We start from the raw sequence: 16,579 nt of genomic DNA, 5'->3' as shown, positions 1-16,579 counted from the left end.
ATGCCCCTCCATCCCACCATCGCCAGGTTCCTGGCCGACATGCCGGCGCCCCCGCCCGGCCCGCTCAACCCCGAGGCCATGCGCGCGGGCGAGGAAAGCCACGTCCCCGCGCCGGAAAAGCGCCTGCCCGTCCATACGGTCGCGGACCTGACCCTGCCGACCACGGCGGGCGAGGTGCCGGTGCGCGTCTACACGCCCTCCGGCGCCGAGACCCACCCGGTCCTGGTCTATTTCCACGGCGGGGCCTTCTTCCTGGGCAGCCTGAACACCCACGACCACGTGGCGCGCGAACTGGCCAACGCCACCGGCTGCACCGTCGTCTCGGTGGGCTATCGCCGCGCGCCGGAACATGCCTTCCCGGCGGGGCTGGACGACTGCTACGCCGTGGTGCGCTGGATCGCCGGGCATGGCCGGGAACCCGGCAGGGGGATCGGCTGGGACGGGCAGGTGCTGGCCGTTGCGGGCGACAGTTCGGGCGCCAACTTCGCGGCGGCGGTGGCGGCCATGGCGCAGGACGACGGCCTGGATGCCATCACCCATCAGGTGCTGTACTACCCCTCGCTCGACCTCGACTTCGATGCCGACCGCTACGAGTCGCTGAAAACCAACGCGCAGGGCTATGGGCTGGAAACGGCGCTGCTGAAGCCCTTCAACGCCTTCTACACGGACAGCGGCGCCGACCCCGCCGACCCGCGCGTTTCGCCCATCAGGCGGCAGGACCTGTCCGGCCTTCCCCCCGCGCTGATCGTCACGGCGGAATACGACCCGCTGCGCGACGAGGGCGAGGCGTATGGCCGGCAGCTGGCCGAGGCCGGGGTGCCGGCGACCGTCCGCCGCTACGAAGGCGCCGGGCACGGCTTCGTCCAGCATTTCTCGTGGCTGCCCGAGTTCCACGGCGTCTTTGCCGAAACGGCCGATTTCCTGCGGGGCCGGGGATGAGCGGCGTCGGCATCCACACGCTGTTCTCGCAATGGGGTCGGTTCGGGCTTTACAGTTTCTATATCGATGGAAGCGAACCGGCGATCGTGGATACCGGCATCGCCAGTTCGCCCTCGATCGGGATCGCGCCGGGGCTGCGCGAACTGGGCCGGCGCGTCGAGGATCTTCGCTGGATCCTGCTGACCCACGGCCATATCGACCATGTCGGCGGCGCCCATGCCCTGTGGGAGATGACCGGCCGCAAGGCCAAGGTCGTCATCCACGAGGCCGACGTGCCGTTCCTCCGCTCGCGCCGGGCGCATGTCGAGGAATACCTGGAAGCACGCGGCCGCTACATCAGGGACACGGACGGGGAATCGAAGATCGCCGCCGCCTGCCTGGCCGCGATCTCGGGCGAGATGGAGCCCCATGTCGTGGTGCGCCACGGCGACGAGCTGTCGCTGGGTCCCGACGTGACGGTCCGCGTCCATTCCGTGCCGGGCCACTCGGCCGGATCGGTCGCCTATGAGATCGTGGGGCAGGGCGACGTCTTCGCGGGCGATTCCGTCCAGATCCACGGCGCCGCCAACGGCTTTCCCAGCTATGCCGATCCGGATGCCTATCGTGACAGCCTTTTGCGCCTGCGCGACCATGTCAGGCCGAACCGCCTGTTCCTGGGCCACCCCTACCGCAGCCAGGGCGCGGAGTCCGAGGGCGTCGAACTGGACCGCGACCGGGCTGCGGCGAAGATCCAGGAAAGCATCGACATCGAGGCCAAGGTGCGCAACGCCACCTACAAGGTCGGCATTGACGGACCCGGCGTCGAGGAACGGCTGCATTCCCCGTTCTGCTGCATCGCCGACTACCTGAAGTACGACGGTGACCCGACGCTGGAGCCCTCGCCCTTCTTCACCACCATGCACGGCTATTTCAACAAGGGTTACCGGTCTTGATGAAGATCCTCAAAGACTTGCGCGTGCCCATGCGCGACGGCGTCCATCTTGCGGCCGACGCCTATCACGCCCCCGGTGACGAACCCCGCCCGGCCCTAGTCGCGCTCAGCCCCTATGGCAAGGAACTTCAGGCGCTCGCGCTGACCATTCCGCCGCAGAAGCGTCCCTCGCCGCTGTGGGACGGCTGCATCGAGGCGGGCGACATCGCGCGTGTGGTCAAGGAAGGCTATGTCCACGTGATCGGCGACGTGCGCGGATCGGGCGGATCGGAAGGCGAGCATATCGGCAATTACAATGCCGGTGGCGTGCCGCTGGGACAGGACGCCTACGACTTCATCGAATGGGTGGCCGCGCAGCCCTGGTGCAACGGCACCGTCGGCATGATCGGGATCTCGTATTTCGGCTCGATGCAGGTCTTTGCCGCGGCCGAGCGCCCGCCCAGCCTCAAGGCGATCTTCGTCAGCGGCGGTCACTTCGACTTCTACGAGACGACCTATCACGGCGGCATCATGTGGTTCATGCCGCGCGCGGCGCGCGAGGGTCGTGGCGGCGATTCCGGCTGGGCCTTCACCCACCGGCACAAGTCGCGGATGCTGGAGGCCTTTTCCGAGGAGGAGGTCCGGCAGCGCGTCGCGGAGCGCCTGGCCGATCCCGACGTGGCGGCCTGGCCGAACCTCGTCCACGTCCTGAACTATCCGATCCACCACGAAAGCTGGTTCGACATCATCACGAACGAAGTCGACGGCCCGTGGTACGAGGAACAGAACCCCATCAACCTGGCCCGCAACATCGACATCCCGGTCTATCTGCAGATCAACCAGGGCCGCGGCTGGACGGTCGATGGCACGATCGAGCTGTTCAATGTCCTGAACTGCCCCAAGAAGCTGGAAATCGGACCCTATCCGCCGATGCAGACCCGCCCCTGGGTGGACGAGCACGACACCATGTTCCGCTGGTACGACTACTGGTTGAAGGGGATCGACAACGGCATCATGGACGAGCCCGCCGTCAAGGTCCATGTCGAGGGGACGCGGCACTGGGCCACCGGCAGCAAGTGGCCGGTGAAGGATGTCGAATACCGTCCCGTCTACCTGCGCGCCCGCGGCAAGCTGGCCTTCGAGCCGGAACCCTACGGCGCCGACGTGGCCCATCCCGAGGGCTTCTACCAGGCCCCGCTGACCATCACCGACAAGGTGGAAAAGCTGACCTGGTGCACCGATCCCTTCGAAAAGCTCACGTCCGTCCACGGCACGGGCGCCGCGCATCTGTTCGTTGCCATCGACCAGCCCGACACCAACCTCATCCTGCGGTTCTGGGACGAGGCGCCCTCGGGCAAGCGGCAACTGGTCACGACCGGCTTCCTGAAGGCCTCGCACCGCGAACTGGACGACCGCACGACCGAAGGCGAGCCCTATCACCCCCATACCCGAAGCGTGCCGGTCGAGCCGGGGGTCATCAACGAATACGTGGTCCGGGTCTATCCCTTCGCCAACGACTTCCGCCCCGGACACAGGCTTGTGGTCGAGCTGATGTGCAACGAGCCGCTGGTGGACGAACACAATTCGCTGCTGCCGCCCGACGCCTTCCACCTGCCGGTGGGCCGCCCGGTGACGCACACGATCTATCGGGATGCCGAGCATCCCTCGCGTCTCGTCCTGCCCTTCGCGAAGGCCGGGTAGGGGCGGGCTGAAGGGCGGGGCAGGGGAAGGGCCGCGACCCGACATCGCAATGTCAGGCGTTCTGGAGGAGGACACCGCATGACAAGGACTGAATCGAAGCGGGGCGTCGTGGCCCCGGTGGTGGCGCATGTCGCGGCGAGGCCGGACCCCGTGGCCCGGTCCCTGCGGGTCGGCAGGCCAACCTTTGCAATACGGAGTGCCTCACCTCCGCGCTTGTCCGCGCCGGCAGGGCGCGGCGCCTGCTCCGGGACAGTCGGGTTCCCGGGCGCCTTGCCCGCCGAGGGTCCGGGACCCCGCCTGCCATTTTCCCCTTCATCCGAGGAATGCGCATGACCGGCACCGCCACCGTCCGTGAGTTCATCGAGCAGCGATCCTTCTCGCGGTTCCACTTCTGGATGCTGTTCTGGACCTGCTTCATCATCACCTTCGACATGTACGACCTGGTCGTCTATGGGGCCGTGCTTCCCGTGCTGATCAAGCAATGGGGCATCACGCCCGTCGAGGCGGGCGCCATCGGCTCGTACGGCTTCTTCGGAATGATGCTCGGGGCAGTCGGGTTCGGCGTGCTTGCGGACCGGTTCGGCCGCAAGCGCATCCTGCTGACCGCCGTCGTGCTGTTCAGCGCGTCCACGGCCCTGTGCGGCTTCGCCCCGTCGCCGACGGTGTTCTCGGTCTTCCGGTTTCTCGCCGGCCTGGGGATCGGCGGCATCCTGCCCACCGTCATCGCCACGCTGACCGATTACGCGCCGAAGGGCCGGGCCAACAGCTACGTCGCGATCGTCATGAGCTTCTTCCACGTGGGCGGCATCGTCGCGGCCCTCGTCGCCATGGCGCTGATCCCCCGGCTCGGCTGGCAGGCGGTCTACTGGCTCGCCGCGATCCCGCTCTTCTTCGTCCCGTTCATGGGCCGCTACTTCCCGGACTCTCCGTCGGTGCTTGTCCGACGCCGCGGGCCGGACGCCGCCCTGCGCGTCCTTGGCGACCTTGCCGGCCGGCCTGTCGCCGCCGCCGAGGTGTCCTTCCCTGCCCCTGAGGCCAAGGAGCAGCGCGCGCCCATCCAGGCGCTTTTCACCGAAGGCCGTGCCCTGGGCACCGTCATGATCTGGATCGCGTTCTTCATGTGCCTGCTCATGCTCAACGGCCTCACCGTCTGGCTGCCGCAGCTGATGGTGAGGTCGGGCTACGATCTCGGGTCCAGCCTCAACTTTCCCATCTGGCAGAACATCGGCGCCATCGTCGGCACGCTGTTCTTCGGACGGCTTGCCGACAGGCTGGGCGTGAAAAGGGTGCTCGTGCCCATGTATGTCGGCGCCGCCATCTCTCTGGGGCTGCTGGGCTTCGGCAGCGGACTGGTGCTCCTGCTCGCGCTGATCGCCGTGACCGGCGCCACCGCCAATGGCGCGCAGAACCTCTCCTACGCCTTTGTCGCGCAGTATTACCCGCCGTTCATGCGCTCGACCGCGATCGGGCTCGCCTCGGCGGTCGGCCGGATCGGCGCGATCTTCGGGCCCATCTTCGGCGGCGTCCTGCTGACCATGAACCTGCCGATTTCCGCAAACTTCCTGTGGTTCGGCCTGCCCGGCCTGCTCGCGGCGCTCGCCTTCTGGTTCGTGCCCCTGAAAGGCAAGCCCGATCCGGCGAAGTCCCCGCTGTCCCTTGAGGAGGCATCATGACCTTCGCCCTTCACGAGCCGGTCGCTCCAAGGGCGCCGCATCGATGCCGCCCCGGCCGCAGTCTTCCCGGAAGCTAGGGCTTCCGCGCCAGGGGTAGGGCGGTGAGCGGCTGGGAGGAAGCACGCACCGCCGCAGACAAGAACATCCGGGCTGCCGGAATCCTTGAGGAGGAGGACGCATGATCACCACGGAATCGAAACGCGGCATCGTTGCGCTGATGGTGGCGCATGTCGCGGGGATGCTGGACCTCGTGGCCCTGCCCGTCTGGGTGGGAACGCTGATCTCGCAATACCGGTTCGCGCCGCAGCAGGCAGGGGGGCTGGCGACGCTGTTCCTTCTGGGCGCGTCGCTGGCCAGCATGGTCCTGGCGCCGCGCTTCAACCGGATCAATCCGAAACTCGCGGCGGTCCTGGGCTTCGCCACGTCCTGCGCGGCCTTCATCCTGGCCTCGCGCAGCGCCGCCTTCGAGGTGCTGGCGGTCCTGCATCTGGTCGGCGGCGTGGCCGCAGGGGTCGCGCTCAGCTCCACCCATGGCACGATCGGCCATGCGGCGAACCCGCACCGCACCTTCGCGCTGGCGGGTCTTGCCATCGGGATCTTCGGCATCCTGTTCCTGGGCGCGGCGCCCGGCCTCATCGCCGCGCATGGCGGGCCGGTCCTGTTCGTCCTGTTCGCCATTCTCATGGGGGCCGCGACCCTTGTCGGCCTGATGTTCTTCCCCAAGGTCACGCGGCACATCGCCAGCGACGACGTGGGCCGGGACACCGGCCGCCGCGTGCCGCCGCTTGGCCCGGCCGTGTGGTTCTCGATCGTGGCCATTGCGCTGATGTGCATGACCCAGGCCATGACGCTCAGTTTCTTCGAGCGCGTCGGAGAGCATCGCGGCTTCACGCTGGACATGGTGACCGTGTCGCTGGTGGTCTATGGCGTCGTCACGCTGTTGCCGGCCCCGATCGCGGCGCTGCTGGAGCGGAAGGTCGCGGCCACCACGGTGATCTCGGTCGTTCCGGTCTTCCAGGCGGTGTTCGCGCTGATCGCGATGACCACGACGAACCATCTGCTCTATACGGCGGCGGGTGCGCTGATGGGGTTCACGATCATCTTCGTGCACACCTTCGCCTTTGGCCTGCTGGCCCGGCTGGACCCGACGGGCCGCGCCGTGGCGGGCACCCCCGCCATGCTGATGGTCGGCTCGGCCTGCGCGCCGTTCCTGGGCGGCACGCTGGTCCAGTTCATTGGCTTCGAGGCCATCGGATATGCAGCCATCCTGTTCGTGATCGTCCAGCTGATCTGCTTCAACCAGACCCGCCGGATCGTGACGGGGGGCATCCCGACAATTTCAGCAGAAAGCGAAGTATCTCCTTGAACCGTGCATCTTGTCGGCTCGTGACCGGGATCGCGCTTGCCGGCGGTCCGAACCCGATCTTCGATGCGGGGCGCGCGGCCACGATGGGCCTGACCGGGAGGGGCGTGCCCGCGGGCCGGATCGATGCCGTCTTTCCGACCCCTCACCCTTCGGATCACGTCGACGGGCTCGCGGTCCAGTCCCGCATGGTCCGCCTGCCGCGGGCGGCGCGGCCGGTCGCCGCGGCACGTGATCGTCACGCGCGCACCCAAGACCTGTTCCGGCCCGCCCGTCGCGGGCGAGGACCTGACGCAGTCCCGGCCGGAGGGCGGCGCGCCGTCGATCCCGGTCGCGGACAAGGGAACCGGCTGGTCCCGGCGGCCCCGCAAGGCGGAACCAGAGCCTGATGCATACCCGAGGGACCGGGAGGAGATCGGTCCGCTTCAACAAGGGAGGTAAACCATGACAACCACAGAGATCGCGACATCCAGCATCGACATCTTCTCGGACGAGGTGCTGCAGGACCCCTATCCGCATTACGCGGCGCTGCGCGAGGAAGGCGCGGTCGTCTATCTGCCCCGGAACGACCTGTGGGCACTGACGCGCTATCGGACCATCCGCGACGCGCTGGAAAACAGCAGCGTCTTTTCCTCGCAAAGGGTCGCCTTCAACGACGACATGAACCGGGCGCTTGCAGGCACCAGCCTTGCGACCGATGCGCCCGACCATCGCCAGCTTCGCAAGACCCTGCTTGCCCCGCTGACGCCGCGCGCGCTGAAAAGCATCGAGGACGACATCGGATCGAAGGCCGACCGGCTGGTCGACGACCTGGTTGCGCGCGGGTCCTTCGACGCCATCGGCGATCTGGCCCGCGCCTTCCCGCTGCAGGTCGTGTCGGACATGATCGGCGTGCAGGGCGTCGCGCGCGAGAACATCCTGCGGTGGGGCGAGGCCGCCTTCAACGTGCTTGGCCCGATGAACCAGCGGTCCGTCGAGAACTTCCCCGTCGCGGGCGAGCTGTTCCAATGGTGCAAGACCGTCCGGCAGGAGGACCTGGTCGAGGGAAGCCTGGGCCACGGCATCTTCGAATCCGCCAAGCGGGGCGAGATCGCGCCCGAAAGCTGCGGCGCGATCATCCACCAGTATGTCGCGGCGGGCATGGACACCACGATCACCTCGATCGGCAACGCCATCGCCCATTTCGCGGCCTTCCCCGACCAGTATGCCAGGCTCGCCGCCGATCCGTCGCTGGTCCGGTCCGCCTTCAACGAAACCCTGCGCTATGAGCCGCCGGTCAACCTGTTCGGCCGCCATGTGAAGTCCGACATCGAGGTCGAGGGAACCCTGATCCCCGCCGGGGCACAGGCTGCGGTGCTGTTCGCGGCCGGGAACCGTGATCCCCGCCATTACGACGACCCGGATACCTACCGGATCGACCGCGATCCGGCGGACCACCTGGCCTTCGGCTATGGCATCCACACCTGCGCCGGCCAAGGCCTGGCCCGGATCGAGGCGCTGGCGATCCTGTCGGCCTGCGCCCGGCGCGTGCGCAGCTTCCGCGTCGGCGAGGGGCAGCGCCAGATCAACAACATGACACGGGGGCTGAGCAGTCTGCCGGTTCTTGAAATCCGGGCGAAATGAGCGGGGTGGCGGCAATGACAAAGGGCGCGTTTCTGCGGATCGACCGGGACAGGTGCGAAGGCCACGGCCAGTGCGCCATCATGGCGCCCGACCTTCTGCACCTCGACGACGCGGGCGAGGTCGTCATCGACGTCGCCGACGTGAGCGACCGGATGGAAGCCGCGCGCAAGGCGGTGCAGGCCTGTCCGGCCATCGCGCTGAGCATCGAATGACCCGGTGATCGATCCGTCAGTCCAGCCGCGGAGGTGAAGGCGGACTGACCATGTGCGTCCCCGCCGCGGGCGGCGCACAGCGACCGGCTGAAAACGCAAGAACACGACCGCAGGCGCGCCCGCGCCTACGGACAGCCGCTTGCATGCAAGAACGGGAGGATATCTGCATGTACAGTCAACCTGAACCAGGATTGCGGAGCAGGGCGCCCATCGCCCTGGCCGCCCTGGGCTGGGCCGCCGCCGCGCCGGCGCTGGCCGCCGAGATCGCCGTGGATTGCGGCGCGGGGGGAACGATCACCGAGGCGCTGGAGAAGGCCGCCACGGGCGACCGGATCACGTCGAACACCGGAACCGGCATCCTTGTCGATCGGGGCTCGCAGGCGGATGTCGCCGCGAACGACATCTCGGGCAACGGGGCGAATGGCATCACCGTCAGCCGCAATTCCGGGGTCGCATTCCACAGCACCGGAACCGAGCGGCCCGAGGCGGGCAACACCGGCACGGCGCCGAACGCGGGCCTTGGCGTTCACTGCGCGCTCGGCGGCTATGTCGAGGGGCCGCTCGGCACGCTTCGGGGCGAGAAGGGGACCGTTGCCGTGCAGGCAGGCTGCATCGACGGCACCGAGGCCGGCACCGGCGTCCCGGATCGCCAGAACGCCGGACAGGCGGCGGCATCTTCGCAGAAGGCAGGAAAAGAATGAACCACAACGGACACTTGTCTTTCCTTGCCGCGGCAGCCGCGGTGCTGGCGGCCACTGCCGCCTCCGCGCAGGAACCCGGCGGCATGCCGCCGCTGGACGCCATGCCGCCGCAGGCGCGGCTGGCCTACAACCTGGGCTCGGCGGGCCTGCTGGGCCGGATGAATACCTACGAGAACTTCAACACGGTCCAGGCCCGCATCGCGCTGTCCCGCGCGCAGATCGAGTTTTCCCGCGTGTCCGGCATCACCAGCGGCTACGGGGACGACTCGGACGTCATCGTGCTGCCCTTCGACGTGATGTATGCGCTGCCCGGCTCCGGGGGGCAGTCCTTCCTGCGCTTCAACGGCTTCGTGAACGACGTCAGCGGGGCAGGCGGCAACCCCACGCAGCTCAAGTCGTCGGTGAAGCGGCTCGATGTGCAGTACATGCGGTCTCCCGACATGGACACGCTGTGGGGCATCGGCCTTTATGTCGAGGCCGTCGATGTCGATCTGGAGCATACGGGCGGCACCATCGACCGCGACAGCTGGGGCATCCGGGCCGATTACGTGCGGAAGTTCAGCCCGCACTGGGGCGTGGCCGCGCGCGCCGACCTGAACTTCGGCACCGCCGAGACCCGCGTTCCGGTCGCGCCGGGCGTTGATTACGAGCTCGATCAGGACGACACGCGCCTGTATCTGCAAGGGGACGTGGTCGGCACCTATACCAGCCGCGATGCGGGCTGGATCCCCGCGGGATGGGTGTTCCATCCGATGATCTCGGCGGTCTATCAGCGCACCGAGTTCGACCCGGCCACCACCAGCTTCGGCCAGACGGTGGAAGGCACGGTGGGCGACAGCGACGACTATGGCTGGGTGGGCGCCAGCGCCCGGTTCGAAAGCATGGATTTCCGGCCCGGCAGGCTGGCGCCCTATTTCGAGGTCGGCCTGCAGCATGAATACGTGAACGACCTCGACCTGTTCGTCGACGACCCGAACATCCTGCACAGCGTCGTCGGCCTGTCGATGAACATCGGCCGCGGCGGGCGTCTGGATTTCGAATACGGGCGCCACGACGGTCTGGAGGGCGAGCGCAAGGACCAGGCCGTGACGGTCCATGTCGGCTACGTCTTCTGACCCCATCGGGATCGGCCCCGCATCGTGCCCGGCGTCGCCGCCGAAGCGGGGCGGGGCAGCCACAACCGAACATCGGGATCGCCGGGACACACAGGCCCGGCCATCCCATCCCCGACCGGGCGGACAGGTCCATGACCGGCACGGGTCTTTGCGTCCATGGACCTGCCCTTCGTCCCGGTGGCCGCAGCCTTGCGCGTTTCTGCCGCCACGCGTCGAACTCGACTGAAAGGAAACCAGCATGCCCCATATCACCTATCGCGACCCGAACGGTCGGACGCATGTCGTCGAGGTCGCAGTCGGCCTCACGGTCATGGAAGGCGCCCGGGACAACGACATTCCCGGTATTCTTGCGGATTGCGGCGGGGCCTGCGCCTGTTCGACCTGCCATGTTTATGTCGATCCGGCATGGGTCGAACGGCTGCCGCCCCAAGGCGAGATGGAGGCCGACATGCTGGAATTCGCCTGCGAGCCGGACCCGGTGCGGTCGCGCCTGACCTGCCAGTTGCGCGTGACCGCCGACATGGACGGCCTTGTCGTCACCATCCCGGCCGAGCAGGCCTGAGCGAGAGGACCGGATGATGCGCAACCACACCGCAGCCCTGCACCCGGAACGCGCGCCCCTCGGCAATATCGTCATTGTCGGCGCAGGCCATGCGGGCACCCAGCTTGCCGCCTCGCTGCGCGAGGAAGGTTTCCCCGGTCCGGTCACGCTGATCTCGCGCGAGGCGGACGCGCCCTATCACAAGCCGCCGCTGTCGAAATCCTTCATGAAGGATTCGGGCGCCCCACTGCAGCCCCTGAAGGGGGAACGGTTCTTCCATGACCATGGCATCGAGCTGCGGCTTGGCGCCGAGGTCACGGGGATCGACCGTGCCGCCCGGCAGGTGATCCTGTCCGACGGCACGCGTCTTCCCTATGGCCGGCTTGTGCTTGCGACCGGCGCTTCGGCGCGCCGGCTGACCATTCCCGGCGCAGGGCAGGGCGGCGTGTTTCATCTCCGCACGGCCGGGGATGCCCGAGCCATGCGATCGGCGCTTTCCGGTCACGGGCGCGTGGTGGTGATCGGCGGGGGCTTCATCGGGCTCGAGGCCGCGGCCATGCTGAGGGCGCGCGGCCACGGGGTCGAGGTGGTGGAGCTTGCGCCGCGGCTGCTGGGGCGGGCGGTCAGCGCCACCACGGCAATGGCCGTCGCCGACGACCTTGCCCGGCAGGGCATCGTCGTCAGATGCCGTGCCGGCCTGGACAGGCTGCTCGGCAACGGCGCGGTTTCGGGCGTGCGGCTTGAGGACGGAACCGAGCTGCCCGCCGACATGGTGGTGGTGGGGATCGGCGCGGCGCCGGATGACGGCCTTGCCCGGCAGTGCGGGCTGGCCTGCGAAGGCGGCATCGTGACGGACGGCATGCTGGCGACCGCCGACCCCTTCGTTTTCGCCATCGGCGACTGCGCGGCCTTCCCGCAAGCACAGCTGAATGCCCGCACCCGTGTCGAGTCGGTGCAGAACGCCACCGACCAGGCCCGCGCGCTGGCGCGGACCCTGACCGGCAGGCCGGCGGCCTATGACGCGGTGCCCTGGTTCTGGTCCGACATCGGCGCGCTAAAGTTGCAGATCGCGGGCCTCGCCCCCGGCTCTGACGAGGATATCCCGGTCCTTTCAGCGACCGGCGCCCTGCGGGCCGTCTGGCGGCTTGCCGGGGGTCGGCTTGTCGCAGTCGAGACGCTGAACGATCCGGGCATCCACATGCTCGCGCGCCGCCTTCTTGCAGCAGGGATCACGCCCGACCGCGCCGCCATGGCAGCCGGGGACAAGGCAACCCTGAAGTCGGCCCTTGATGCGGTTCAGGGCGCGTTGGTCTAGTCACTCGCGGCCTGCTGCCGGTTTCGTGGACACCGGATCAGGTTTGCATGGTGCCTGGGGCGCTGAAGCAGCGGCATTGATGAAATTCATCCGGTCGACGTCAAAAACCTGTAGACAGACGACCGTGCGATCCCAAGGCGGCGCGCGATCGCCGTAGGGCTGAGCCTTTCCCCGGCGTGCAGCCGCCGGACCTCGGTCGGATGGATCTTCGGCTTGCGTCCCTTGTAGACGCCGCGCGCCTTGCCGGCGGCGATCCCCTCCCTCTGCCGCTCGCGGCGCAGGTTGGTTTCGAACTCGGCAAAGACTCCCGGCATGTCGAAGAAGGCCTTGCCGGCGGCCGTCGAGGTATCGACCGGCTGCTCGGTGGCCTTGAGCGTGACGCCCTTGGCGCGAAGCTCATGGACGAGGTCCTGGAGATCCTTGAGCGAGCGCGCCAGCCGGTTGATGCGGGTGACGCCACGCGAGCCCTGGGCCTCTCGCTTGGGATCGCGACTGTTTGGCGCTGGCGGCCGAACTCGGCGCCACGGTTCTGACCGCGGATCAGGCGTTGGGGGGAGGCCGAGGTGGGCGTAACGGTCGAGGTCATTCGCTGACAAGGCCCATGGCTCCTTCCTGCGGCAGCTCCGCAGGTCGACGAGGCCATTGGTGGAACCGGACCTCTTCGGGCCGCCTGTATCAAGCAAGTTCCCGCCCCTCACGCAACGCCAGAAGACGGGGAGGAACTTTGGAATGGCGCTGCGGCTCTTCGTCTTCGATGCCTATGCCACCCTGTTCGACGTGGGTTCGGCCGTCCGCCTAGAAGCGGCCGAGCCTGGAGCCAAGGCCTGGTCGGACCGTTGGGCTGTGCTTGCTGCCCGGAGGGGTAAGTTTGGCAACTGTGCTTCAGGGAACTGCCAGGTGCCGTTGAGGATCTCTGGACGCGGGCGGTAGAGACGGACCATGTAATTCCAGCCGGGCACGATCGGCAGGCAGTTGGCGGTCCGACCGTCGCAGCCGCCGAACTGAATGGTCACCGATCCGTCGGGCTCTCCCCTCGCGGTGAGATTGTTGAGCGTGTAGGCACCGAATGGGTTCTCTGCGAAGTGCCCTTGGGCATCATAAACGCTGATCGACCAGAAGCCGTCGACCGGCACGTCCCTGACCGTGAGCCTGTACGCCCCGCTGCCGTCGTTCCTTGCCGGCGTCCGCGTGAGAGAGATGGCATCCCGGTCCGGATTGCCGCCCCACCCGGACGCGGTACCGATGAGGTGCCGCACGGGATCGACCTGACCTCGTTGGCCGAAGGCTCGCCTCAGATCCGGCAAAGTGGCATTGAGCGCCAGCAGCGCATCGCGAACCGTCTTCCGGCTCGCCTCGTCCCAAGGGGGCACCTCGAAGCGCCCGGGGCCGCCGGGCTGCTGAAAGCGGATCGCATCCTGAAGGGCATGGACCGCCGCGACATCCTGCGGGCTGGCTGGATCAACAAGCGTGCGGACCGCCGCAAGGATGTAGCGTATGCCGATTCCTTGGCGGGTAAAGGTATGATCGCCTGCCGCATAAATGGCATCCTGCGCGTAGTGGTCCTCGTCGACGATCTGAAGGACCATGTAGCGTCCGGCCGCCTCGGGCAGCGTGATCGTCACCGGCCCGGCGTCGAGATCGAACACTGCCTCCGAGTACAGTATGTCCCGATTGGGACGCACACCGCCGGCGTCGAGGGGCGGAGGCTCGCGGTGGTGATAGAACTGCCCGATCCCGCTGCGCCTGATGAACATGCCAAAGAACATGTCGCTTTCCGCACGATGGAAGTTGTCGACAGTGACCGGGACGGTGCTCTCCGATGGACCGGATTGTCCCTGTGCCGCGGCGGCTGCGCCAGCCAGAACGAGAGCACCGAGCCCAACCTTCATGACTTTACCTCCTCGATGTCCGGAAGTTGCCAGCTCTTGTCGAAGACGGGCTTCTCCGGGCTGTAGAAGCGGAACAGGGTGACCCATGCCGCCCCGGTGCCGTGTAGATCCAGTTGGTCTCTTGGCCGCTGGGAGCGGCTGGACCGAAGTACACGTCCACCGAGCCGTCCGGATTTTTCTGGAGGTTCTGGTATGAGTTCACCTCGACCTTCGGCGATTCACGCATCAGGTTCGCCTCCGCCTGATCGTAGACGGTCACGGCCCAGAACTGCTGCGCCGGCACGTGGGGCGGAACCCGCAGCCGATAGGTTCGGCTGCCCTCCAGCGGAGCAGCGTTCACGTCCCGCTGCCCGAGCAGGTAGAATGACGCACCGCCTTTGACCGCGGGGCGCAGCCGAGAAAGAAGAAGGCGGCGCGCTCGTCGAGTGCGATGTGCCCGCCGTCCCGGAACGTGAAGCCTGTCTCATGCCCGAAATCGCCGATGGCCAGGCTCCATTGTGCTCCCGGGTAGTAGGGCGGCAGCGCCGCGTTCGTCCGGATGAAGCCGGCATGCGCGTCCTGGATCGCCTTCTTGAGGGTCTCGCGGGTTGCCGGGTCGGGATTGAACGGCTTACCCTTTTCGATGCCGATGCTCCGCAACTGCCCCATGGCAACGAGATCGTGCGGTTGCACGGGTTCGTCGTTGATGATCCGCGCCAGGCTGTCGTAGACGCTGTCGTCGAAGCGAACGATGCCGTCGAACAGCTTTCCCGCCATGTCGATGTGGCGCTGCGGCGGGGGGTTCTCCGCCTGATCCAGCGGATACAGGCGCGTCTTTTTCACCAGGTCGAGCGCCTTGGCCACATCCGCCTCGGAGGTGGTCACCGGAATGGCCCGGAGGATCGAATAACCGTTGCAGGTGTCGAAGCGCACCGGAATGTATCCCGCCGCAACGGTCTGATCGTAACCGGGTGGCAGCAGCAGGTACTTGCCGCCCTTGCCTTGGTCCTAGTCCCGCGGACCGACATCGGCGCGCGGGATCTGCCAGGCATCGTTCATCGACCCGAACAGGCCGGCGCCCTCTGCGGGCGGAAGATCCAGGACCACCGGACCATCCTTGGTGTTGATGGCGATGTAGACGTACCAGGACGATGCGTCGGGCGTGGTGACCTGGAAGCGCCAATCGGCCTGCCTCGACCAGTAGACGATGTCGTTATAGCTCGCTCCGGCATCGCGCAGGAATGCCTGCCGCATGGTCTCAGAGGCCACAAGAGGCATGCCCCAGATCGCTGCCTCGACGGCGCGGCGTTCGACAGTGCGGCGGGCAAGGTCGTCAGAAGATGGAGTCTGGGCAAACGCAGATGTGACGAGGGCGATGATTGTGGGTGCTGACAGAAGCCATCTCTTCATGGTGCATCTCCTGTCCCTCTGTCGAGCCGAGTGCCACATGAGTAACCCGACACTACGGACCGAAATCGGCTATCAGGTGAAACCCCGAGAGCTGGACAGGGAAAAATCCATGCGTTTCGACGCGGAAAGCCTGCAGAGGTTGCTCTTGTCGCCGTCATGTGCAAGCTTATCATCCTGGCAAACGCATCGCTGGGGGAAGTACCAACCTGGGCCGAAATACGGCCTTGAGGATCGGATATTCCGTCACAAAATCGGTCTGTTCGTCCTATGGGAGCTGACGTCAGACAGATGCGAAGTGGCAACCCGCAGGCTTAGTGGTTCGTGTCGCTGTGCGGCCCAAGCCGTCGCTCGTCACCGTAGGGACGAACGCCGGCTCTCGATCCACGGCACCACCCACCTGCGCCCAAGATAGCAGTGGAGGAGCATCTCGAGCGTCGACGCCGTCTGATGCAACATCCGATACTCGGAGGTCGCTGGTCCGGTCAGGCTAATCGCGGGAGTTCGCCTAAGCGCCGAAGAGGTGGGAGAGGTGCTCGGCAGTCTGCACCTTAATGTCCGCCCACTCACGGCGACCCAGGCCTATGCCACTGGACACCTCAGGTCCGCCACACGAGCCCTCGGCCTCTCGCTTGGGGATCGCGCCTGCTTGGCATTCGCGGCTGAACTCGGCGCCCCGGCTCTGACCGCCGATCAGGCCTGGGGCAGTGCCGACGTTGGCGTGAAAATCGAGATGATCCCGGGGGCAGGGCAACGATCTGCCAGAGGCGGCATCCAGTCACCTGCTTGCTTCTGGCATTGTTGCCGACCAGCGTGTCTGGATCGCAGCTGAGCAAGGGTATGCCGGACATCTGATTTCCAGACACCGTTCCCGACAGGAAAGAGCGGGAGCGGTGTGGTTGCCAGACCGTTCGTCCCACATGTACGAGGTCCGAACGTTTGCTGGATATCTCGTACCTAGATGTTTGATCCCACGGTTTGATGGTGCGATCCTTTCTCAGGAATGGAAGGAAGCATTATGGGCCAGGTTCGTCACGGAAGCGCCACGACCACGCACGCCGTCAGAGCTGCAATACAACGATCGCAAGCTTCGCTCGCGACGTTGAGCCGGGATCTTGGGATCAACCCGAAGACCGTTGCTAAATGGCGCAAGCGCCAGACGGTCGAGGACCTCAAGACCGGGCCGAGAGAGCCGCGCTCGACGATCTTGA

15 protein-coding genes and 1 pseudogene are annotated in these 16,579 nt (G+C 66.9%); 12 read left to right on the top strand and 4 right to left on the bottom strand.

Annotation, left to right across the window (positions count from 1 at the left end; genetic code table 11):
• The 11 genes from CK240_RS15120 (at position 1) to CK240_RS15070 (ending at position 12,093) form a co-directional block, all read left to right on the top strand.
• Positions 1–939 (top strand): alpha/beta hydrolase, encoded by a 939-nt coding sequence (locus tag CK240_RS15120; RefSeq protein WP_095641167.1) that lies wholly within the window; start codon positions 1–3, stop codon positions 937–939.
• Complete coding sequence (locus CK240_RS15115) at positions 936–1,871, top strand: MBL fold metallo-hydrolase (RefSeq protein ID WP_095641166.1); 936 nt, start codon at positions 936–938, stop codon at positions 1,869–1,871. The genes CK240_RS15120 and CK240_RS15115 overlap by 4 nt, the downstream gene beginning before the upstream one ends.
• Entirely contained in the window at positions 1,871–3,550 is a 1,680-nt protein-coding gene (locus CK240_RS15110) for a CocE/NonD family hydrolase (RefSeq protein WP_095641165.1), read from the top strand. The genes CK240_RS15115 and CK240_RS15110 overlap by 1 nt, the downstream gene beginning before the upstream one ends.
• A 329-nt stretch (positions 3,551–3,879) precedes the next feature.
• The gene (locus tag CK240_RS15105) at positions 3,880–5,223 is read left to right on the top strand and encodes an MFS transporter (protein ID WP_167650070.1); all 1,344 of its coding nucleotides are present in this window, start codon (positions 3,880–3,882) and stop codon (positions 5,221–5,223) included.
• Between the two features lie 178 nt (positions 5,224–5,401).
• Complete coding sequence (locus CK240_RS15100; protein ID WP_095641163.1) at positions 5,402–6,589, top strand: MFS transporter; 1,188 nt, start codon at positions 5,402–5,404, stop codon at positions 6,587–6,589.
• A gap of 441 nt (positions 6,590–7,030) precedes the next feature.
• Positions 7,031–8,209, top strand: a complete 1,179-nt coding sequence (locus tag CK240_RS15095; protein ID WP_095641162.1) for a cytochrome P450 — start codon at positions 7,031–7,033, stop codon at positions 8,207–8,209.
• Between the two features lie 14 nt (positions 8,210–8,223).
• Positions 8,224–8,421 (top strand): ferredoxin, encoded by a 198-nt coding sequence (locus CK240_RS15090; RefSeq protein WP_095641161.1) that lies wholly within the window; start codon positions 8,224–8,226, stop codon positions 8,419–8,421.
• 191 nt (positions 8,422–8,612) lie between these two features.
• Positions 8,613–9,122 carry a hypothetical protein gene (locus CK240_RS15085; RefSeq protein WP_095641160.1) on the top strand — a complete coding sequence of 170 codons (510 nt, stop codon included), beginning with the start codon at positions 8,613–8,615 and terminating at the stop codon, positions 9,120–9,122.
• Complete coding sequence (locus tag CK240_RS15080; protein WP_095641159.1) at positions 9,119–10,237, top strand: autotransporter outer membrane beta-barrel domain-containing protein; 1,119 nt, start codon at positions 9,119–9,121, stop codon at positions 10,235–10,237. Before CK240_RS15085 ends, CK240_RS15080 begins: the two co-directional genes overlap by 4 nt.
• A 238-nt stretch (positions 10,238–10,475) precedes the next feature.
• Positions 10,476–10,799, top strand: a complete 324-nt coding sequence (locus tag CK240_RS15075) for a 2Fe-2S iron-sulfur cluster-binding protein (protein WP_095641158.1) — start codon at positions 10,476–10,478, stop codon at positions 10,797–10,799.
• A 16-nt stretch (positions 10,800–10,815) separates the two neighbouring features.
• Positions 10,816–12,093, top strand: a complete 1,278-nt coding sequence (locus CK240_RS15070) for an NAD(P)/FAD-dependent oxidoreductase (protein WP_095641185.1) — start codon at positions 10,816–10,818, stop codon at positions 12,091–12,093.
• Positions 12,094–12,179: 86 nt separating this feature from the next.
• Here CK240_RS15070 and CK240_RS15065 read toward each other — a convergent pair whose 3' ends face one another.
• The 4 genes and pseudogenes from CK240_RS15065 to CK240_RS15050 all read right to left on the bottom strand — a co-directional run bounded on the left by CK240_RS15065 (position 12,180) and on the right by CK240_RS15050 (position 15,215).
• On the bottom strand, positions 12,180–12,689 hold the full coding sequence (locus tag CK240_RS15065; RefSeq protein ID WP_240517478.1) for a recombinase family protein: 510 nt from the start codon (positions 12,687–12,689) through the stop codon (positions 12,180–12,182).
• Positions 12,690–12,851: 162 nt separating this feature from the next.
• Positions 12,852–13,982: a DUF1254 domain-containing protein gene (locus CK240_RS15060; RefSeq protein ID WP_095641157.1), complete on the bottom strand. Its 1,131-nt coding sequence runs from the start codon at positions 13,980–13,982 to the stop codon at positions 12,852–12,854.
• A gap of 4 nt (positions 13,983–13,986) precedes the next feature.
• Complete coding sequence (locus CK240_RS19600) at positions 13,987–14,322, bottom strand: DUF1214 domain-containing protein (protein WP_167650069.1); 336 nt, start codon at positions 14,320–14,322, stop codon at positions 13,987–13,989.
• Positions 14,319–15,215: pseudogene (locus CK240_RS15050) on the bottom strand (DUF1254 domain-containing protein). The gene CK240_RS19600 and the pseudogene CK240_RS15050 overlap by 4 nt, the downstream one beginning before the upstream one ends.
• Positions 15,216–16,386: 1,171 nt before the next feature.
• Here CK240_RS15050 and CK240_RS19285 point away from each other — a divergent pair.
• Positions 16,387–16,579 (top strand): transposase (locus tag CK240_RS19285; RefSeq protein ID WP_476704012.1); only part of this gene is annotated, 193 nt, incomplete at its 3' end.

This window comes from Paracoccus salipaludis, assembly GCF_002287065.1.
Lineage (GTDB): Bacteria > Pseudomonadota > Alphaproteobacteria > Rhodobacterales > Rhodobacteraceae > Paracoccus > Paracoccus salipaludis.
This window is presented reverse-complemented; position numbering and strand designations above follow the sequence as displayed.